Origin of the sequence: uncultured Tessaracoccus sp. (assembly GCF_947255005.1) — a bacterium.
Taxonomy (GTDB): Bacteria; Actinomycetota; Actinomycetes; order Propionibacteriales; family Propionibacteriaceae; genus Arachnia.
This window is the reverse complement of the sequence record NZ_CAMYFI010000012.1, coordinates 20,855-40,614: the sequence shown is the minus strand read 5'-3', so window position 1 is coordinate 40,614 and position 19,760 is coordinate 20,855. Positions and strand designations below refer to the sequence as shown.

Genomic DNA, 19,760 nt, shown 5'->3' with positions numbered 1-19,760 from the left:
GACTAGCTGTGCCTGGGCCGGCGGTGGTCAGGAATGGGCTGGCTCATCCTCCGCAATCATCCATCGGCCGCGTACCCGAAACGCCGCAATCGTCTGGCGCTTGGCTTTGTTCGACGCAGCCTGCGGTGTCATTGCTCGCGCCTTCGCCCACGCCGTGAGTGGCACGATACGTCGACTCTCCAACATCGCGATGCGCTTATGCAACGCTTCCATCAGCAGCAGGCTCAAGTATCTCGCCATGCCCTGATGCTCGTCGCTCCTCGCATATCTCTCGAGCAACGGGTAATACTGCGTGTGCCGCTCCTTCGCGCGCAAGATCACCGGGGGAAGCCGGGCGTCGCGAAGCTGCTTATTCATAAGCACGCGCCCGATCCTCCCGTTGCCGTCGACGAATGGATGGATCACCTCGAACTCGCAGTGGAACCTGGCCACCGCGTCGATAGGATCAGCTGCAATATCGCGACGACACTGCGCCAAAGCGTCATTAACGAGCTCTGCGATGAACTCAGGGTTGGCTCCGACGTGGCCTCCGACGTGCACCCATTCGCCAGCGCGTCGATATCTGCCTGCGATGTCGTCGCGGATGCCGCGCAGCAACATGCCATGCCAATGGAGGATGAGCGCCGGGGTGAATTCGTCGTCGCTGCCAAGGAGTTCCTTCGTGACACTCGCCAGGTTGGTGGCCTCGAACAATTCACGCAGGTCACGTTTGCCGACCGGCACCCGGCCCTGGAGGATTTGCTCGGTGTCAGTGAGTGTGAGCGTCGAGTTCTCGATGGCGTTGGACTGGTGCACCGCTTCCGGAAGTTCCGCTAGAGCAATCTCATGCAGGGCGTCAGCGTGTTTATCGGACAGCTCCTGATACCGCTCTTGCAGCGCAGCCACGCGGCTCCGCAGGCTTTGGTCTGCCATACCTTCCCCCTTCGCCACATGCAGCATAGCGTGAATACTTTGCGAAATAGCATTCCATTCACGCTCACCCGTACCCGGCCATGGCTGATTAACAGTTGGGCCCCGCACTTCCTGTTCGGAGTGCGGGGCCCAACTGTTGAGGTTGCCTAGATCAGGCGCTGACCACCTCGAAGTTGACGTGTGCGACGACGGCGGGATGCAGCTTGAGTTCAGCAGCATGCTGACCGAGGCTCTTCACGTGCTTCGGGAATGAGACGGCACGCTTGTCGACGGTCGGGCCGCCGGCCTTCTTCACAGCGACGGCGAAATCGTTCGGCGTCACCGAACCGAAGAGGCTGCCTTCCTCCGACGCGCGAGCAGCCACCTTGATGGTGAGCTCCTCGAGCTGCGAGCGGATCTCCTGAGCGTGCTCCACGCCGCGGATCTCGCGCGCGTCACGTGCGCGCTTGATGCCCTCGATCTGGGTTTCGGCGCCCTTGCTCCACAGGATGGCCTTGCCCTGAGGGATGAGGTAGTTGCGGCCGTAGCCGTCGCGAACCTCAACGATGTCGCCGGCAACGCCGAGCTTGTCAATGGTGCTGGTGAGAATGAGCTTCATGAGTCTTCCTCCGATCAGCGGGCCGTGGACGCGTAGGGCAGCAGCGCTACCTCACGAGCGTTCTTGACGGCGATGGCAACCTTGCGCTGGTCCTGAACCGACAGGCCAGTGACGCGGCGGGCGCGGATCTTGCCACGCTCAGAAATGAACCGCTTGAGCGTGTTGATGTCTTTGTAGTCGATGTTGGCCACGCGGGTGGTCTTCACCGGCATGATCTTCTTCTTGTTCACAGACTTGCGCTGTGGACCGGCCATTATGGTGCTCCTTTTCTCTCGGGTTTCCCGAGCAAGCCCGTCTCTCGACGGAATGTGCCTTGTGGTTATGTTGTTGTGTTGGTAAATGGTCTCGATACGGATCTGGCCCTACTCGACCGTCTGGTTCAGTCTGGTCTCGATACGTGACTGCGCCGCTCCTCGACCGTCGAATTGCAGGGGGTCTCGATACGCGGCTTCGCCGCTACTCGACCGTCTGAAGGGGCCTCACTCGACCATCGGGTGCCGTGCGGACGCCCCGGTCGTCGAGTAGGGCCGAAGGCCCGTATCGAGACGCGGCGTGTGCGGGATCAGAACGGCGGTTCGTCGGACTGCGATGCAGGGCCCCACGGATCGTTGGCACCGCGGTTCTGGCTCGAGTTGTTGGAGCTCGACCAGGAATCGCCACCGCCGCCACCGGAGTTCTGGCCACCTGACCACTGACCGCCACCGGAAGTTTTGGTGACCTGTGCGGTTGCGTAGCGAAGAGCGGGCCCAACCTCGTCGACATCGATCTCAAAGACCGTGCGCTGTTGACCCTCGCGATCTTGGTAGCTGCGCGACTTCAACTTGCCGTGAACGATGACGCGCATGCCCTTGTCCAGAGATTCAGCCACGTTTTCGGCGTGCTGACGCCACACGGAGCAGTTCAGGAACAGCGGATCGCCGTCGCGGAACTGGTTCGACTGCGGATCGAACGTGCGCGGCGTGCTCGCCACGCGGAAGTTCGCGACCGCAGAACCGTTCGCGGTGAAGCGCAGTTCTGGTGCGCTCGTGAGATTGCCAATGATCGTGATCTGGGTTTCGCCTGCCATTGAGATGCCTCCGAGTTAGACGTGTTCTTATACCCACACTATGGGCGGGGACTGACAGTCACGCCCATGTTGCTTTGAATCTGTGGAAAACTTCAGTCCTCGAGACGAATGACCTTGGTGCGCACGACCTTCTCGTCGATTGCCAGCAGGCGATCGAGTTCCGACACCGTGGCAGGCTCACAGGTGAGCTGGACCACCACGTAGATAGCCTCAGACTTCTTATTAATGTCGTAGGCGAGGGTGCGACGGCCCCAGATGTCGGTGTTATCGACGGTGCCGCCTTCCTTCGTGACGGTTTCGAGGTGCTTCTCGATGAGAGCCGGCACCTGACGCTCGTCGACGTCGGAGTCGATGAGGACCATAACTTCGTACTTGCGCATGCTTTGCCCCACCTCCTTCGGACTAACGGCCACGAGTCTGTCCCGTGGCAGGAGGGCATGGCCCGAAAAAATCGAACCGATGAGCAACATTACCTTCTGCGAAGGTCTTGGGCCAAACACCTCGTTTGCTAGCCTCAAATGAGTGAAGCACGAGTACAGAACACACGAAGTTACGAGCGCGAAACTTTCTGAGAACCCGTGGTATCGCGCATGGCTCACCGCCGTGCAGCAGGGGTTCCACGACCCCCACCCCACCGAGGAATTCCTCGAACACCAACTCTCCATCGAAGCCGAGCACGGCACCGTCATGCGCGGCGTGTGGGACCTGGAGCCGCGCGAGTATGCGCTGGGCACCGACATCCCCGTCGCCACCTTCATGGAGTGGAACGGCTCCCTCAACGTCGGCGGCTCCGTGATCGACTGTCACCAGATCAGCGACGTGACCGTGCGCGCCTCACACCGTCGCCAAGGCATTGCCCGCAACCTCATGACCGCCTCGCTCACCGCAGCGAAGGAGCGCGGGCTGGCCGTCGCTGCCCTCACCGCCACCGAGGCCACCATCTACGGTCGCTTCGGCTTCGGAGCCGCCATCTTCAAAGACCAGATCGAACTCCGCGTCGGCAGCGGCTTCGACATCCACGCCCCCATCACCGGCACCTGCGAGTACCTCGACGTGCAGCAGCTGGCCGAGGCGTCCCGCATCGTCTTCGACAAGTTCCACGCCACGCAGACCGGCTCCATCGGCCGCTGCGCACCCGTCATGGAGGTGCTGAACGGCTCCGTCGAGAAGTCCACCCGCAAGCACGACGACAAGATCCGCGCCGTCGGGCACTGGGACGAGCAGGGCAACCTCGACGGCTACGCCACCTGGAAGTCTGCCGACCGCGACGACGCTATCAACGTCGTCGACTTCGTTCCGACGAACACTGACGCCAGCGTCGCCATGTGGGCATTCCTCGGCTCACTCGACCTGGTGCGCCGCGTGCGCTTCAATAGCGCCCGCAACGACGAGCACCTCCCCTGGGCGCTCACCGATCGTCGCCGCTACATTGTGAAGGAACACGACGACCTGCTGTGGCTGCGCGTGCTCGACCCGGCTGCGGTGCTCACGGCCCGCAACTACTACACCGAGGGCGAAGTGTGCTTCCGCGTCATCGACAAGATGGGCATCGCCGACGGCGGGTGGCGCCTCACTGTTCAGCAGGGCAAGGCCACCTGCGTCCCCACCGACGACGAACCCGAGCTGGACATCAACGTCGCCGCCCTCGGCTCGACGCTCCTGGGTGGCGTGAACATCCACGCGCTCACCACCGTCGGATGGGTCAAGGGCAACCAGGAAGCCATCGACGTGTTCGGCATGCTCTTGCGCCGTCGTCGTGAACCCTGGTGCATCACACCGTTCTGATCGGCAGCCAAACATAGATCAAGTTCGTGGCGGGTAGATGCACCACGAACTTGATCTATCTTGAGGCTTAGACGGTTAGCGTCGCCGGCAACCCACACTCTCAGCGCCTCATCCACCCGGCAGGTACACTCCAGTACATGACTACCACCGCCGAGGCTCTACTACGCGATGCCCTCACTCTCGACGCTGACCAGCGCGCGGTGGTTGCGAATGCCCTCTTTGAAAGCCTCGACGGCGAAGCTGGCACCGCTTCCGACGCGGCCTGGCAACATGAGGCTTCCCGCCGCCTGGACGATATTCGTCGTGGCGAAGTAGAGCTGGAAGACGCCGACGAGCATTACGCTCGCCTACGCGAATCGTTGCGCCAATGAACCTGCCGCAGCGAGAACATCCAGCCGCAGTGGCTGAATTCGATGCTGCTGTGCGCTGGTACGAGGACCAAGAGCCTGGTATCGGTCTAGCGTTCATGGAATGTGCCCAGTCTGCGCGGCTCGAACTCGCGGCGTGGCCGCATGCCGGTCCGCTATTCACCACCACCGCCGACGGGACGTTGATTCGCAGCAAACGTATTCGGCGCTTTCCATATCGGATCATCTACACCGTTGACAGTGATTCCATTCTGATTCTCGCCTACGCACACCAACGTCGAAAGCCTGGCTACTGGCTCCTACGGCACGCTGAAACATAGATCAAGTTCGTGGCGGGTAGACGCACCACGAACTTGATCTATCTTGAGGCTTAGACGGTTAGCGTCGCCGTCGGTACTTGCCGGGCAGGATGGGGTTGCCGTCTTTGCCCCAGGCGATGAGCCCGCCAGCGACAGACTCCGCCAGCAGCCCGGCTTGGCGCAGCTGCGCGGCGACCATCGATGAGCGCAGCCCGTTGTCGCAGATGACGATGATGGCGGCGTCGCGCTCGGCGAGGGGATCGTCGCCGTGGATCGCGTCGAGTGGGTTCTCCTTGAGCTCCTTGGGGTCGACCGGCCGCGCACCGGGCGCGTGCCCGGCCTCGTACTCGTGCGGGGTGCGCACGTCGATGAGCACCGCCCCCTTCGAGAGCGCGATGAGCGTCTCCTCAATCGTGAGCCCCGACGAGGAGCGCTTGCTCAGGAAGTCCAACAAACCCATACGGTCATCTTTCCATACCGCACGGGCGCGCTAGACGACACCGAACATTGCCAGCCCGACGATCAGCACCACGCCGGTCACCATCCAGCCGACGAGGAACCATCCGAGCCACTGCTTGCGCGCCCATCGCGCCACGACCACCGGCAGCGCGAGCACCCCGACGAGCCCCGCCGCGCACAGCACCCGCAGCCACGCAGGCGACTGCCCCTGTTCCACCGACAAATCGGTACCCGAGACCGTATCGACGGTGTAGAACGCCGTCACGGCGAACCCCAGCGCGGCAGGCACCACCGCGACGAGCACCAGCAGCGCCCAGCACGTCACGGCCAGCCACGTCGACCACCACACCCGCGCAGGCGCGCTACTTGCTTTGGCCACGCCGCAGCGCCTCCAGGCGTTCATACATGGAGTCGATGCGGTCCTTGAACCGCTTCTCCACTTCCCGACGGCGCACCTTCAGCGTCGGCGTGAGGAGACCGTTATCCATCGTGAACTCGTCTTGGAGCACCTCGGTGTCCTTCGGCTGGTCTTGGGTGGGCAGCATCGCGGTGAGCTCGCTCACCCGTCGCCGCAGCTCCGCCAGCAACTCGTTGCTCTGCAGCCAATCCTTCACCTCGCCGGGCCACTGGAGCCGCTGCCCCAGTTCCTCAACACCCGCCAGCGACGGCTTCACCAGCAGCGTCACGAACGGGCGGGTATCGCCAATCAGCACCGCGTGCTCGAACAGCGGGTCAGCGAGGATCAGCCCCTCGATGGGCTGCGGCGCGACGTTCTTGCCACCGAGCGTGACGATGATGTCCTTCAACCGATCAGTGATCGTGATGAACCCCTGGGTATCGATGTACCCGACGTCGCCGGTGTGCAGCCAGCCGTCGTCGTCGATGGCTTCCGCCGTCGCCTCCGGCTGATTCCAGTAGCCATCCATGACGTTCGGTCCGCGATACAGCAGCTCGCCGAGCTCCCCGACGCGCATCTCGCCGCCCGGCATCACCTTGCCGACGGTGCCGATCTTGAATTCGGTGGGCGAGTTGAACGCGGCCAGCGGCGCGGCCTCCGTGAGCCCGTACCCCACGCGCAGCGGCAGCCCAACCGTGGAGAAGAACTCCTCGATCTCCGGTCGCAACGGTGCCCCACCACACGCGAGCACCGATTTCGGTCCACCCATCGCCTCGCGCACCGCGCGGTACACGAGTTTGTCAGCCAGCGCCCGCTGAACCCGCAGCCACACGCCAGGCTTGCGCCCGGCACGGAACGCATACTGGTTGTGGCGGCCCACCCGCAGCGCCCAGCTGAAGATCGCGCGCTTCACCGGCGACGCCTGCACCTTCTGGTGCGCGGTGGCGAACACCTGCTCGTACAGCTTGGGCACCGAGACCATCATCGTCGTCTTCGCCAGCACCATCTGCTGCGCAATCTCACGCGGATTCGCCACGTAGACGTTCATGCAGCCGTGCATCAGCACCACGCATGTCCATCCGCGCTCCAGCGCGTGGCTGAGCGGGAGGAAACACAGCGACGATTCGTCCGACCCAAACTCGAAGAACTCCTCCAGCGCATCGTTCTCGGCGCACAACGCGAAGTGTGACAGCATCACGCCCTTGGGGGAACCCGTCGTCCCCGACGTGTACACCAGCGCCGACAAGTCAGCCGGCTCCGCCGACGCGAAGCGCTCCTCGAGGGCGGCCGTCGGTGCTGCGAGGAGGTCGGCGTACAGCTGCACATCGTCGGGACGCGACGCGTAGTCGGTCAGCGTCACGATGGGCGGCATCGGTGCGATCTCCCGGGCCGCGATCACCCGTCGAGCCTCACTGTCGCCGCCGACGACGATGACGCGCATCTGCGAATCCGAGACGATGTGTGCAATCTGCGCGGGCGTCGACGTGGAGTACAGCGGCACGGTGATGCCGCGGATGGTGTTGATGCCGAAATCAACCTCGGTCCACTCCGGGCAGTTCTGTGCGAACAGCCCGACACGGTCGCCCACCTCGACACCAACGTCGAGCAGCCCCTGGCCGACCCGGTTCACCTTCTCCAGCAACTGGGCGTAGGTCTGGTCTTCCCACTGGCCGTCGCGGCGGATGCGCGTGGCGACGCGCTGCGGCAGCTCGTCGGCCACCTCACGGAAGCGCGCGATGATGTGCCGCTTCGCGCCAGCCTTGCCGTGCTGCTTCAGGATGTGTGGACTGTCTTGGGCCACCGCGTGCCTCCTCGGTACCGAAACCTACGCAACCGTAACGTTAGTGGGTTCCGCCAAGCCCCGGGCCATTTCCATGTCACTGCAGCAACGTCACCAGCTGGCGCGCCACCCCGTCGTACTCGTTCGACCCGACGACGTGCGCAGCAACCGCGCGCACCTCGGCGCAGGCGTTGCCCACCGCGAACGCCGTACCCGCCCAGCGCAGCATGTCGACGTCGTTGGCGGCGTCGCCGAACGCCCACACCTGCTCGCGCGCCACACCCAGCCGCGCGCACAGCACCTCGAGCGTGCTCGACTTCGACACCCCCGGCGCCATCACCTCCACCATCGGCGCCCCCGACGTCGTCGCCATGCAATCGCCCATCTCGGCACGCAGACGCTCGAGGGTCACCGTCGCGGGCTCCCCCGGGCAGCGCAGCACCACCTTGGAGCACTCCGCCACCAATTGTTCCTGGGTGACGATCGTCATTTCCGACGGCGCCAGGTTGTGGTCGGAAAACTGCGAGCCCTCGATGTAGTCGGCCTCCGCGCGGAACCACTCGCCCTCCGGCCCGATCGTCGCGAACAGCACCCGAGGGTCCGCCCGCTTGACGGCGCCCACCAGGCGGGCCACTTCGTCGGCGGGGATGGGGCGGGTGAGCAGCACGTCGCCGGTGGCGATGTCCACCACCGCCGCCCCGTTGGCGCAAACGCCGAGGCCGCTCAGCCCGGCGGCCTCCGCAATCGGGATGAGGCCGTAGCGCTGCCGCGCCGTAACGGGGACGATGCGAATGCCGGCCTGCGCCACCCGACGCAGCACGTCGCGGGTGTAGCGGCTCACCGTCTTATCGTCGCGCAGCAGCGTGCCGTCGAGGTCGGTGGCCACCAGCGCTGGGCGCTCACAGTCGGGCATTGATCCACTCCAGGTCGCGGGCGTGCTCCGCCACCCCGCCGGGGGTTTCCAGCACGGCCGGCGCTTCGGCGGCCCGCACCATGGCGACGAGCTCGTCGTCGGGAATGAGCCCGTCGCCCAGGCTGGCGTGCCGATCGGCGCCCGAGCCTGCGGGGCGCTCAGAGTCGTTGAGGTGCACCAGGTCGATGCGCCCCGTGATGGCGCGCATATCGTCGACGACGCTCGTGAGGTTGAGGCCCGCCGCGAACGCGTGGCAGGTGTCGAAGCAGAACCCAACTTGCGCGAGGTTCTCGCTGCCGCGAAGCCCGTCCCACAAGGCCGCGAGCGACTCCAGGTAGCGCGCCATCGCGTGCTTGCCGCCGGCGGTGTTCTCGATGAGGATCGGCACCGGCAGCTCCAACCCGTCGACGCATTTTCGCCAATTCTCCACACCGACGGCGGGGTCATCGTCGGCGGTCACGTGCCCGCCGTGCACCACGACTCCCCGCGCGCCGATCTCTGCCGCCGCGTCGACGTGCTGCTGGAGCACGCGGCGGCTGGGCACGCGGATGCGGTTGTTGGTGGACGCGACGTTGATGATGAACGGAGAGTGCACGAACAGCTGCACCCCGGCAGCCGCGGCCTCTTCCTTCAGGCCAGGCTGGTGGAAGGTGGGTTTCTTCCAGCTCTGCGGGTCGCCCAGCACGAGCTGGACCACCTTGACGCCCAGCTCGCGGGCCTCGTCGAGCGGGTTTGGGGAATTGACATGGGCACCGACGGGGAAAGACATGCCGCCAGTCTAGGGCGACATCGCTCGTCGGGGGTGGGCGCCGGCGGGCATCTAGGATCAGGCCATGCATCCTTTCGCGTCGCAGTGGAACCACAACTCCGAGCTGTACCCGCAGGTGGCCGAGCTGATCGCCGACTGCAAGGTGGTGCTCGACGTGGGCTGCGGCGACGGCACCCTCGCCCGCTACCTCGCGGAGCAGGGCCACGAGGTGGTGGGCATCGACCGTAGCCCCGGCGCACTTCCCGACGATGTGCCCGGCGCGCACTTCGAACTCGCCGACGCGAATAATCTCCCCTACGGGTACGACTCCTTCGACGCGGCGGTCGCGGTGGCGGCCCTGCACCACAACCGCGAGCAGGGCCTGGTGCTCAGCGAGATGCGCCGCGTGTTGCGGCCCGGCGGACGCATCGTCGTGGTGGGGTTGGCCGCGGACAAGTCGGTGGCCGACTTTGCCGCCGCCGCGACAGACGCCGCGAAGGCGAAATGGCGGGAGCGCGGCAAGGAACTGTGGCACCCGGACGTGCCGGAGGCGGAGCCTCAGCTGAGCTGGGACGAGACCCGTCAGCTGTTCAGCGAGTACCTCGAGGGCTCGACGTGGGAGCGCGTCGGCACCTTCCGCTACCTCGCCACCTGGCAGCGAACGTAACGTCAATCAAAACTGCAAAACTCGCCAACAGTCGATCGTCTCCCGTGGCAATCACGCGTGAGCGCTTCAACTGTTGGCGAGTTTTGCAGTTTCATGGGGCGAGCCCGGCCCCCGCAACCGACGACATCGCCGAGGGCCGGCAGCACCCGCCTACCCCATCCAAGAGATGAAACTTCATTGAACGCCCGCCATGTGGCCGATAGACTGGCAACGTCCTCGGCGCGACGGGAGAGAGGAATCGTGTGCTGATCGCCCTGCTCACCGCTCACGCGATCCTGGCGATGGCGACGCCTGCCCTATCCCGAATTCTCCGTACCCGCACGTTCTTCATCCTCGCGCTTCCCCCACTCGCCACCGCGGCCTACCTCATTGCCCACGCCCCGACGGCGCTCGCCGGCGGCGCACTCACCGAGTCGTACCAATGGATACCCAGCCTGGACGTCCAGCTCCACTTCCGCATCGGGCTCGTTCAGTGGCTGCTGGGGCTGATCGTCTCCGTCATCGGCGTGCTCGTGCTGCTCTATTGCCGCTGGTACTTCGATGACAGGATGCCGAACCTCTCCGGCGGCGTCCTCCTGGCCTTCGCCGGAGCGATGATTGGCCTTGTCACGGCCGACAACCTCGTGGTGTTGTTCATCTTCTGGGAACTCACCACCATCTTTTCTTACCTCCTCATCGGCCACGACCCCACCCGACGAGCAAACCGCGGCGCCGCGTACACCGCCATGGTGGTCACCACCGCGGGTGGCCTCACCATGCTGCTCGGCATCGTCGCGCTCGGACACCAAGCGGGCACCTACTCGCTGAGCGCCATCGTCGACAACCCTCCGCTCACTCCCCTCGCCGGCGCTGGCGCGCTCATGATGCTCGTCGGGGCGCTCACCAAATCGGCGCTGATCCCTTTCCACTTCTGGTTGCCGGGCGCGATGGCCGCGCCCACCCCCATCTCCGCATACCTCCATGCCGCCGCCATGGTGAAGGCCGGCGTGTACCTCGTCGCGGTGCTCGCGCCGGCGTTCTCCGACGTCCCATATTGGCGCCCGACGGTGTTGGTGCTCGGTGCGGCGACGATGGTCGTCGGCGGCTGGCGAGCGCTTCGGCAAACCGACCTCAAGCTGCTGCTCGCCTACGGCACCGTCTCCCAGCTGGGCTTCATGGTGCTGCTGGTGGGCATGGGCACGCGCGCCGGCATGCTGGCCGGGCTCGGCATGGTGGTGGCGCACTCGCTGTTCAAGTCGACGCTGTTCATGACGGTCGGCATCATCGACCACAGCTCGGGCACCCGCGACCTCACCCAGCTGAGCGGCGTAGGACGTCGCGCTCCCATCCTCGCGACGGTGGGTGGCCTCGCTGCCCTCTCCATGGCTGGCATGCCGCCACTCATCGGCTTCGTCACCAAGGAGTCGGCGTTCGAGTCCATCGTGTACCTCGTGCGCGGCGACCAGTACGCCATCACTCCGCTCGCAGGCATGTTCCTGGCCACCGCGCTCGTCTTTGGCTCGGCCCTCACCGTCGCGTACTCGCTGCGCTGGTGGTGGGGCGCGTTCGCGTCGAAGGACGGCGCGCCTGAACTCCAGTGGCACTCCCCCGCAGTGACGATGACCGCCATTCCCAGCCTGCTCGCGGCGGCGTCGCTGGCGGGCGGTTTCCTCGGCGCCCCGCTCACGACGGCGCTGGCAATGCACGCGGATACGGTCAAGCTGGGCGAACAGCCGCATGGCTTCGCCTTATGGCACGGTGTGACCGCCCCGCTGATCATGTCGGCGATCGCGTTGATCTCCGGCGTGGCGCTGTTCCTATTCCGCTCCGACATCGCGCGCATTCAGGCCACGTTCCCGAAGTCGACGTCGATGGAAGACATGTACCACGCCTCGATGCGTCTTCTCGACCGCCTCGCGGTGGAGACGACCGCCCGCATCCAGCGCGGTTCGCTGCCGGTCTACCTGGGCACCATCCTCGTCACCTTCGTGGTGCTGAGCGTCGTGGCGCTCATGGACATCCGCTTCTGGCCGCACGTGCGCTGGGGCGATTCCCTCTCCCAGCTCGCGGTGTGCTGCGTGATCGTCGCAGCCGCGTTTGGCGCCGCGAAATCTCGCGGTCGCGTGCGTGGCATCATGCTCACCGGCGCGACGGGGTACGGCCTGGCATTGCTGTTCGTGATGTGGGGCGCACCCGACCTGGCCCTCACCCAGCTGCTCGTCGAGACGGTGTCGCTGGTGGTGTTCGTGCTCGTCGTGCGCAAACTTCCTCGCTATTTCACCAACCGCCCGCTCAGCTCGTCGCGATGGTGGCGGGTGCTGCTCGCCGCGGCGGTGGGGACGACAGTCACGCTGATCGCGCTCGTCGCGGCCGGTGCACGCCTCAATGCTCCCGTCTCGAAAGCCTGGTACACGGCCGCCTACGAGATCGGTTTCGGGCACAACATCGTGAACGTCGCCCTCGTCGACACCCGCGCCTGGGACACGTTCGGCGAGATCTCCGTGCTCGTCATCGCCGCGACGGGTGTGGCGTCGCTGATCTTCCTCCAAACCCGCGCGGGCGAGGTCAAGCCGACGCTGTCGCTGGCATCCGACGAGCGCCAGATCGAAGCGGACACGTCGCCCGCGGTCTGGCTGCGCGCCGGTCAGACGATGTCACCGTTCGCCCGTTCGCTGATCTTCGAGGTGGTCACGCGGTTCCTGTTCTGGCTGCTGGTGCTGATGAGCGTCTACCTGCTCATCGCCGGCCACAACGAGCCCGGCGGCGGTTTCGCGGGCGGTCTCGTCGCGGGCATGGCGCTCATGACGCGCTACCTGTCCGCCGGCCGCCACGAGCTCGACGACGCCGTCCCCTTCGACGCAGGCCGCCTCCTGGGCACCGGCTTGCTCCTGGCGATCGGCACCGCCATCGCCCCCGTCTTCTTCGGTGGCGCAATCTTCCAAAGCTACGACGTGTACCTCAACCTGCCGGGCCCTGACACCATCACGCTCTTCGGCCAGGAGTACTTCTTCATGGGCGAGCTGCACCTCGTAACGTCGACGGTGTTCGACATCGGCGTGTACCTCGTCGTCGTGGGCACCCTGCTCGACCTTGCACGCAGCCTGGGTTCGGGCATCGACACCCACCAGCTGCAAGACCGCGCCCCCACACCACTCGCAGATTCGACGAAGGCGCTGCCGGGAAGTAGGTACCGATGAGCGCAAACCTCGTCCTCGCCATCACCGCCGGCATCCTCGTCGCCTGCGGTGTGTATCTGATGCTCGAGCGCTCGCTGACCCGCATCCTGCTCGGTGTGATTCTGGCCAGCAACGGCGTGAACCTGCTGTTCCTCGTCGCCTCCGGCAGCCCGGGCACTCCGCCCATCTCGGGGCTCTTCGACGAGAGCACCACCGCCGATCCGCTCCCCCAGGCCATGGTGCTCACCGCCATCGTCATCACCATGGCTGTCACCGCATTCCTACTCGCGCTCGCCTACCGCAGCTTCCAGCTGAGCGGGCACGACGAGGTGGCCGACGACGTCGAAGACCGCCGCATTCGCGAGCTCGCTGAGGCCGATGAACAGTCCGAGTCCTACGAGGAAACGCACTTCTCCGACACTGGTGAGGATGTGGTGAGCGAATGACGAACCTCATCCCCGTACCCGTACTGCTCACATTCTTCAGCGCGGCCGTCACGCTGCTATTCCCGAGGCGTCCCATCGTGCAGCGCATCATCTCGATTGGCTCGCTCACAGGCGTCGCGGTCATCGCCGCCGTCTTCATCGTGCTCACCGACCGGTACGGCGCCCTCGCGCTGTGGATCGGCGACTGGCCGGTGCCGCTCGGCATCTCGCTGGTCGTCGACCGACTGAGCGCGCTCATGCTGCTCGTCGCGAGCGTCGTCGCGCTGTCGGTGTTGTTGTTCTCGACGGGGCAAGACAAGGACGAGATCAAGCGGGAGACACCCGTGTCGATCTTCCACCCGACGTTCCTGCTGCTCATGGCGGGCATCTCGAACGCGTTCCTCGCCGGCGACCTGTTCAACCTCTTCGTCGGGTTCGAGATCTTCCTGTTCTCTTCCTATGTGCTGCTCACGCTCGGCGGCACGAAGGAGCGCATCCGCGCCGGCACCACCTACGTCGTGGTGTCGCTGCTCAGCTCGACGCTGTTCCTCACCTCCCTAGCCGCGGTGTACGCGGCCACCGGCACGGTGAACATGGCGCAGCTGTCCATCCGGCTCGGCCAATTGAGCGAGCCCGTGCAGTTGCTGCTGCAAGGCATGCTGCTGGTGACGTTCTCTATCAAGGCGGCAGTGTTCCCGCTGTTTAGCTGGCTGCCCGACTCCTACCCGACCGCGCCGGCCCCTGTCACCGCCATGTTCGCGGGGTTGCTCACCAAGGTGGGCATCTACGCCATCATCCGCACGCAGACCCTCCTGTTCCCTAACTCGCCACTGAGCAACCTGCTCATGGTGGCTGCCCTGCTCACGATGGTGTTGGGCATCCTGGGCGCGTTGGCGCAGGTGGAGATCAAGCGAATGCTGTCCTTCACACTCGTCTCCCACCTGGGCTACATGGTGTTCGGCATCTCGCTGGCGAGCCACACCGGGCTCGCGGCCACCATCTTCTATACCGCCCACCACATCACCATCCAGGCCGCGCTGTTCCTCGTGACCGGCCTCATCGAGCGGCGGGGAGGCACTTCGTCGCTCGACGGGTTGGGCGGCCTGCTCAAGGTTTCGCCGGTGTTGGCGATGCTGTTCTTCGTGCCCGCCATGAACCTGGGAGGCATCCCCCCGCTCTCGGGCTTCATCGGGAAAATCGGGCTGCTGCAGGCGGGCGCCGAGTACGGCGGCACGCTCGTGTGGGTGACGATGATCGGCGGCGTCGCCACGTCGCTGCTCACCCTGATGTGCATGGCCAAGGTGTGGAACCGCGCGTTCTGGGGCGTCACGCCGGAGCGGCCCGCCGTCGAGGAGGAGGCCCCCGACCACGACGACGACCCGCGCTACATGCCTCCCATGATGGTGTTCGCGACGGGGGTGCTCGTCGCGTTCTCCCTGGCACTGACGTTCCTGGCGGGCCCGCTGTACGGCTACGCGGAGCGGGCTGCCGAATCCATCCGTAACCAGGCGTACGTGTCCACCGTGCTTCCGGAGGGGGTGCGATGAAGCCGTCGAAGTTCCGCCAGCGCTACCACGTCAGCAGGTTCCGGTTCCGGCCTGCGGTGATGGTGATCAGTGCCCTGTTCTGGGCATTCCTGTGGGCGAGCTTCAGCCCGTTCGTCCTCATCTCCGGCGCGCTGCTGGGCTGGGTCATCGGCATGGTTTTCCCGCTTCCGCCCATCTACTGGCAGGGCCGGCTGCATCCGTTCGGGCTGATTCACCTTGTCACCCACCTGTTCGCCGACCTCACCGTGTCGTCCATACGGTTGATCCGCTACATCTTCGAGCGCGACGTCAACCTCCACTCGTCGCTGCTCAGCGTCGATCTCCACACCGACGATGACCTCCACCAAACCGGCGTCGCCTCGCTGATTTCGCTGGTGCCGGGCACCGTCGTCGTGGAAGTCGTGCGACACCCTAGGCGCCTGTATCTGCACTGCGTCGGCATGCACGAGCAGACCGAAGACGACATTCACGAGATGGTGATCGGCGTGGAGCGCCGGCTGGTGCGCGCCATCGGTTCCAAGGAAGAGATCGCCGCCTTCGAGGACGCGGTAGCTACTCCGACGGTGGCCCCCGCCACCGACTGGGACGCCGAGGAAGCCGACGCCGTCGAACAGGATTCGGGCGACGAGGAATCCGCCGCCACCGATGAGGTCGCCGTCGGCTTTGGCGCTGGCGAGGCCGACGCCGCCGCCGACACGGAGGGAGGCAGACGTCGATGAACATTGCTATCGCCATCGTGTTGGGCGCTGCCGTGGTGCTGCTCACGCTCTCGGCCCTGATCGCCGTCGAGCGCCTCGCCACCGGTCCCAGCCAGCTCGACCGCTCGATCAGCTCCGACCTGCTCGTCGCCGTGGTGATCGCCGCGGTGGGCGTGTGGGCCGTCGCGAAACGTCAAGACACCGAGATCGCCATGATCCTGCTGCTGTCGATGCTCGGCTTCACCGGCGCCGTGTCCGTGGCGCGCATGGTGGGCGAGCGCGTCGTGCACCGCCGCTCAGACGATAAGAAGGAGGCTCAGAAATGATCGTGCTCGATCTCCTCGCAGCCATCTTCGTGCTGCTCGGCGCGTTCCTGTGCTTCGCCGCCGCTGTGGCGCTGATCCGGTTCCCCGACGTGCTCACCAAGCTGCACGCCATCACGAAGCCGCAGGTGTTGGGCATGACCTGCATCTGCCTCGGCGTAGCGCTCGGGGTACGCACCTGGTGGGCGCTGTTCGTCGCGGTGCTCGCCATCGGGTTCCAGCTGCTCACCGCGCCGGTGTCGGCCAGCATGGTGGCCCGCAGTGCGTATCGCTCCGGGCTGATCCCCCGTCGTAACCTCATCGCCGACGACCTCGCGGACGACCTCGCCGACGTCAACCAGCCCAAGTAAGCGCCACGCTCGCGGCACCTTGCGAGATAGATCAAGTTGGTGGCTCGTGTACCCACCACGAACTTGATCTATCTTGGGCTTCGCTGGATAGACGCCTCCAGGCGGCGGGTCTTTCGCTAGGCTGACGGCGTGACGAAAAGCGTGTATATCTCAGCTGCCGAGCGGCAGGTAACCAAGTCGGCCATCGCCTTGGGCGTGCTCGAGCTGTTCTCGAGCCGCGTGAAAACCGTCGGCGTGTTCCGTCCCCTGGTGCACTCCCTCGACGAAGACCAGGTGGCCGAAGCCCTGCTCAGCCACCGAAACTCGAAGCAGACGTTCGCTTCCGCGCTCGGCGTCACCTACAAGCAGTACGCCGACGACCCCCTCGCGGCCATGGACACCATCGTCCACAAGTACGCCACGCTGGCGGAGGGCTGCGACGCGATGGTCATCGTCGGCTCCGACTACACCGACATCGAGTCAACGCAGGAACTCGACCGCAACGCCCTGCTCGCCGCGAACCTCAACGCGCCGGTGCTCTTCGTCACCTCCCTCGCCGGGTACACCGCCGACGAGGTGCAGCGCCGCACGGAGGGTGCCGTCGAAGCGTTCGAGGCGCACCACAACACCGTGATCTCCATCGTCGGCACGCAGGCCAACCCCGCCGATCGCGACGAATACGCCAGCGCACTGCGTGGCATCCGCGACGTGCCCGTCGCTGTCGTGCCCTACTCGGCCACGCTGAACGCCCCCACCGTTCAGCAGCAGTTTGACGCCGCCGACGTCCAGTTCTGGCGTGGCAACGAGGCGCTGCTGAAGGGCGAGGCGCTGCACACCATCGTCGGCGCGATGACGCTGCCCAATCTGCTGCCGCATCTCCAGCGCGAAGCGACGGTGGTGTTCCCCGCCGACCGCCTCGAGCTGGTGCCCGCGCTCATCATGGCGCACCGCTCGCCGGAGTACGGGCCGCTCGCCTCGCTCATCCTCACAGGCGGGTTCGAGATCCCCGACTCGATGCAGAAGCTCTTCGCCGACGCCAACATCGATCTCCCGATCGGCATCACGAAGCAGGACACCTTCTCCACCGCCGCCAAGCTGCAGTCGGTGCACAGCTTCTCCACCTCGTCGCCGAGGAAGATCGAGGCCGCCCGCAACCTGTTCGCCTCCTACGTCGACCGCGAGCAGCTCCTCGCCGCCATCGACCTACCCCGCACCGATCTCCGCACCCCGACGATGTTCGAGCACCAGCTCATGCAGATGGCGCGCACGCAGCATCGTCGCATCATCCTCACCAACACCGACGACGACCGCGTGCTGCAGGCCGCATCGGTGGTGATGACCCGCGGTGTGGCAGACATCGTGCTCATTGGCGAGTCGGGCGCCATCTCCAGGCGCGCATCGCAGCTTGGGCTGAACCTCTCCGGCGCCGAGGTGGTGAGTCTGACGGACGCCGAGGTGCTTGATCGCCTCATCGATGGCTACCGCAAGCTCCACCCCGAGACCTCCGTCGACGATGCGCACGCCGCGCTCGGAGACGTGAACGCTTTCGGCTCGATGATGGTGCAGCTGGGCTTGGCCGACGGCATGGTCACCGGCATCAACACCAACACCGAGGCCACGCTCCGCCCCGCGCTCGACACCGTCGGGATACGCGACGACGTCAGCGTCGTGTCTGGTTCGTTCCTGATGTGCATGGCCGACCGGGTGCTCGTCTACGCCGACTGTGCCGTCAACACCCATCCGACGGCGCAGGAGCTCGCGGACATCGCGATGAGCTCCGCCGAGACCGCAGGCTACTTCGGCGTCGAGCCGCGCGTCGCGATGCTTTCGTACTCCACGGGGCGTGGCGACAACGCGGAAAGCGAACGCATCAGCGAGGCCATCGACCTGGTGCGCGAGCGTCGCCCTGAGCTGAAGATCGACGGGCCGATGCAGTTCGACGCCGCCGTCGACGCGAAGGCGGCCGAGCGGAAGATGCCCGGTTCCGAGGTGGCCGGGCAGGCGACGGTGTTCGTGTTCCCCGACCTCAGCACAGGCAACAACACCTACAAGGCCGTCGCGCGCCACTCCGGCGCGGTCGCCGTCGGCCCCATCCTGCAAGGGCTGGGCAAGGCCATCAACGACACGTCGTCTGGGGCGAGCGTCGAGGAAATCGTGCTCGCGGTGTCGCTCACCGCGGTGCAGGCGCAGCATCTCTGAACCCAAGTTGACCGTTATCCTCCACATCTGAAGAAATTTTTTCATTCGGGGGTGGCTACCGCTTCTGGTGGAGGATAACGGTCAAATTTCCGATACCCCTGATACGCAACCTGCGCCCAGCACGGACGATGAGTCCGGCGAGAGCGCATCCGAAGACATCGACGGGATCATGGTGAGCTACGGCAACTCGCTGGGCGCCCACGCTCGTTGGTTGTTCGAATGACCAAACACAGCGGTGCGGCCCACAAGTATCGTCTTCCATGATTGGCAGTATTCAGAAGCCGAAGACCACGTTGACGCGCTACGGTTGGATCCATGGCTACAGCGATGATCACTGGCGGTACTTCCGGCATTGGGCTGGCATTCGCACGTGAGCTCGCGGGCCGCGGCACAGACCTTGTGCTCGTGGCCCGCGACGCGCAGCGTCTCGCGTCGATCGCGTCGGATTTCGAAGAAAAGTTCGGCGTGTCCGTCGAGACGCATCAAGCGGATCTGGCGGTGCGAGAAGACGTCGAACGCATCGCGGAGATCATTGAAGACCCGTCGAAACCGCTCGACCTGTTCATCAACAACGCCGGCTTTGGGCTCCACTCGACGGTGCTCGACCCCGCGCACATCGACGAGCACGCGCGTGCCCTCGACGTGATGTGCCTCGCAGTACTGATCCTGGGAGGCGCAGCCGGGCGAGCTATGCGCGCCCGCGGCAAGGGGCGCATCATCAACGTCGCGTCGTCGGCCGGATTCATTTTCACCGGAAACTACTCGGCGGTGAAGGCTTGGGCGTACAACTACTCGGAGTCGCTGGGCGTCGAACTGCACGGCACGGGCGTCACCGTGACGGCGCTGTGCCCCGGATGGGTCAAGACGGAGTTCCACGAGCGCGCCGGCATCAAGGCCCACAGCCTCCCCGACATCGTCTGGATCAACATCGACACCCTCATCCGTCAAGGCCTCGCCGACGCGGAAAAGGGCAAGCCGGTGAGCATCCCGTCGCTCAAGTGGAAGATTGCGCTCCTCGTTGCGAAGTTTGCCCCGAAATCGTTCCTGCGGTGGTTCTCCCGCAAACTCACTAATTCCCGCAAGAAGTAACAC

22 protein-coding genes are annotated in these 19,760 nt (G+C 65.3%); 12 read left to right on the top strand and 10 right to left on the bottom strand.

Features of this window, described 5'->3' with window-relative positions:
• Positions 1–27: 27 nt before the first annotated feature.
• The 5 genes from Q0X61_RS04440 to rpsF all read right to left on the bottom strand — a co-directional run bounded on the left by Q0X61_RS04440 (position 28) and on the right by rpsF (position 2,956).
• Positions 28–912 (bottom strand): Fic family protein, encoded by an 885-nt coding sequence (locus tag Q0X61_RS04440; protein ID WP_297740753.1) that lies wholly within the window; start codon positions 910–912, stop codon positions 28–30.
• 151 nt (positions 913–1,063) lie between these two features.
• Positions 1,064–1,510, bottom strand: a complete 447-nt coding sequence (gene rplI, locus Q0X61_RS04435) for a 50S ribosomal protein L9 (RefSeq protein WP_297740751.1) — start codon at positions 1,508–1,510, stop codon at positions 1,064–1,066.
• 14 nt (positions 1,511–1,524) lie between these two features.
• On the bottom strand, positions 1,525–1,764 hold the full coding sequence (gene rpsR / locus Q0X61_RS04430; RefSeq protein ID WP_108870969.1) for a 30S ribosomal protein S18: 240 nt from the start codon (positions 1,762–1,764) through the stop codon (positions 1,525–1,527).
• Positions 1,765–2,072: 308 nt separating this feature from the next.
• A complete protein-coding gene (locus tag Q0X61_RS04425) occupies positions 2,073–2,576 on the bottom strand; it encodes a single-stranded DNA-binding protein (RefSeq protein ID WP_297740747.1) in 504 nt (167 codons plus the stop codon).
• 92 nt (positions 2,577–2,668) lie between these two features.
• Positions 2,669–2,956, bottom strand: coding sequence for a 30S ribosomal protein S6 (gene rpsF, locus Q0X61_RS04420; RefSeq protein WP_297740745.1), 288 nt, complete (start codon positions 2,954–2,956; stop codon positions 2,669–2,671).
• A 142-nt stretch (positions 2,957–3,098) separates the two neighbouring features.
• Between rpsF and Q0X61_RS04415 the strand changes: the two genes are divergently transcribed.
• The 3 genes from Q0X61_RS04415 (at position 3,099) to Q0X61_RS04405 (ending at position 5,049) form a co-directional block, all read left to right on the top strand.
• The gene (locus tag Q0X61_RS04415; protein ID WP_297740742.1) at positions 3,099–4,361 is read left to right on the top strand and encodes a GNAT family N-acetyltransferase; all 1,263 of its coding nucleotides are present in this window, start codon (positions 3,099–3,101) and stop codon (positions 4,359–4,361) included.
• Between the two features lie 137 nt (positions 4,362–4,498).
• A complete protein-coding gene (locus Q0X61_RS04410) occupies positions 4,499–4,732 on the top strand; it encodes an addiction module protein (RefSeq protein WP_297740740.1) in 234 nt (77 codons plus the stop codon).
• A complete protein-coding gene (locus Q0X61_RS04405; RefSeq protein WP_297740738.1) occupies positions 4,729–5,049 on the top strand; it encodes a type II toxin-antitoxin system RelE/ParE family toxin in 321 nt (106 codons plus the stop codon). Before Q0X61_RS04410 ends, Q0X61_RS04405 begins: the two co-directional genes overlap by 4 nt.
• A gap of 58 nt (positions 5,050–5,107) precedes the next feature.
• Here the strand turns inward: Q0X61_RS04405 and Q0X61_RS04400 are convergent, their stop codons facing one another.
• The 5 genes from Q0X61_RS04400 to Q0X61_RS04380 form a co-directional block, all read right to left on the bottom strand.
• On the bottom strand, positions 5,108–5,488 hold the full coding sequence (locus Q0X61_RS04400) for a rhodanese-like domain-containing protein (RefSeq protein WP_297740736.1): 381 nt from the start codon (positions 5,486–5,488) through the stop codon (positions 5,108–5,110).
• A gap of 30 nt (positions 5,489–5,518) precedes the next feature.
• Positions 5,519–5,866, bottom strand: a complete 348-nt coding sequence (locus Q0X61_RS04395; RefSeq protein ID WP_297740734.1) for a hypothetical protein — start codon at positions 5,864–5,866, stop codon at positions 5,519–5,521.
• Positions 5,850–7,685: a long-chain fatty acid--CoA ligase gene (locus Q0X61_RS04390; protein WP_297740732.1), complete on the bottom strand. Its 1,836-nt coding sequence runs from the start codon at positions 7,683–7,685 to the stop codon at positions 5,850–5,852. Before Q0X61_RS04390 ends, Q0X61_RS04395 begins: the two co-directional genes overlap by 17 nt.
• A gap of 76 nt (positions 7,686–7,761) precedes the next feature.
• On the bottom strand, positions 7,762–8,577 hold the full coding sequence (locus Q0X61_RS04385) for an HAD family hydrolase (RefSeq protein WP_297740731.1): 816 nt from the start codon (positions 8,575–8,577) through the stop codon (positions 7,762–7,764).
• Complete coding sequence (locus tag Q0X61_RS04380) at positions 8,564–9,346, bottom strand: deoxyribonuclease IV (RefSeq protein ID WP_297740729.1); 783 nt, start codon at positions 9,344–9,346, stop codon at positions 8,564–8,566. The genes Q0X61_RS04385 and Q0X61_RS04380 overlap by 14 nt, the downstream gene beginning before the upstream one ends.
• Positions 9,347–9,410: 64 nt before the next feature.
• On the opposite strand from Q0X61_RS04380, the gene Q0X61_RS04375 reads away from it, so the two are divergent.
• From Q0X61_RS04375 to Q0X61_RS04335, 9 genes are all read left to right on the top strand, one after another.
• Complete coding sequence (locus Q0X61_RS04375) at positions 9,411–9,992, top strand: class I SAM-dependent methyltransferase (protein ID WP_297740727.1); 582 nt, start codon at positions 9,411–9,413, stop codon at positions 9,990–9,992.
• A gap of 242 nt (positions 9,993–10,234) precedes the next feature.
• Positions 10,235–13,168, top strand: a complete 2,934-nt coding sequence (locus Q0X61_RS04370) for a Na+/H+ antiporter subunit A (protein WP_297740725.1) — start codon at positions 10,235–10,237, stop codon at positions 13,166–13,168.
• Entirely contained in the window at positions 13,165–13,593 is a 429-nt protein-coding gene (locus tag Q0X61_RS04365) for a Na(+)/H(+) antiporter subunit C (protein WP_297740723.1), read from the top strand. Before Q0X61_RS04370 ends, Q0X61_RS04365 begins: the two co-directional genes overlap by 4 nt.
• Positions 13,590–15,119, top strand: coding sequence for a Na+/H+ antiporter subunit D (locus Q0X61_RS04360; protein ID WP_297740721.1), 1,530 nt, complete (start codon positions 13,590–13,592; stop codon positions 15,117–15,119). The genes Q0X61_RS04365 and Q0X61_RS04360 overlap by 4 nt, the downstream gene beginning before the upstream one ends.
• Positions 15,116–15,838, top strand: a complete 723-nt coding sequence (locus Q0X61_RS04355) for a Na+/H+ antiporter subunit E (RefSeq protein WP_297740719.1) — start codon at positions 15,116–15,118, stop codon at positions 15,836–15,838. Before Q0X61_RS04360 ends, Q0X61_RS04355 begins: the two co-directional genes overlap by 4 nt.
• On the top strand, positions 15,835–16,143 hold the full coding sequence (locus tag Q0X61_RS04350) for a monovalent cation/H+ antiporter complex subunit F (protein ID WP_297740717.1): 309 nt from the start codon (positions 15,835–15,837) through the stop codon (positions 16,141–16,143). The genes Q0X61_RS04355 and Q0X61_RS04350 overlap by 4 nt, the downstream gene beginning before the upstream one ends.
• Positions 16,140–16,490, top strand: coding sequence for a monovalent cation/H(+) antiporter subunit G (mnhG, locus tag Q0X61_RS04345; protein ID WP_297740715.1), 351 nt, complete (start codon positions 16,140–16,142; stop codon positions 16,488–16,490). The genes Q0X61_RS04350 and mnhG overlap by 4 nt, the downstream gene beginning before the upstream one ends.
• 129 nt (positions 16,491–16,619) lie before the next feature.
• Entirely contained in the window at positions 16,620–18,668 is a 2,049-nt protein-coding gene (pta, locus tag Q0X61_RS04340) for a phosphate acetyltransferase (RefSeq protein ID WP_297740713.1), read from the top strand.
• A 315-nt stretch (positions 18,669–18,983) separates the two neighbouring features.
• Positions 18,984–19,757, top strand: coding sequence for an SDR family oxidoreductase (locus Q0X61_RS04335; protein WP_297740711.1), 774 nt, complete (start codon positions 18,984–18,986; stop codon positions 19,755–19,757).
• The last annotated feature ends 3 nt before the right edge of the window (positions 19,758–19,760 follow it).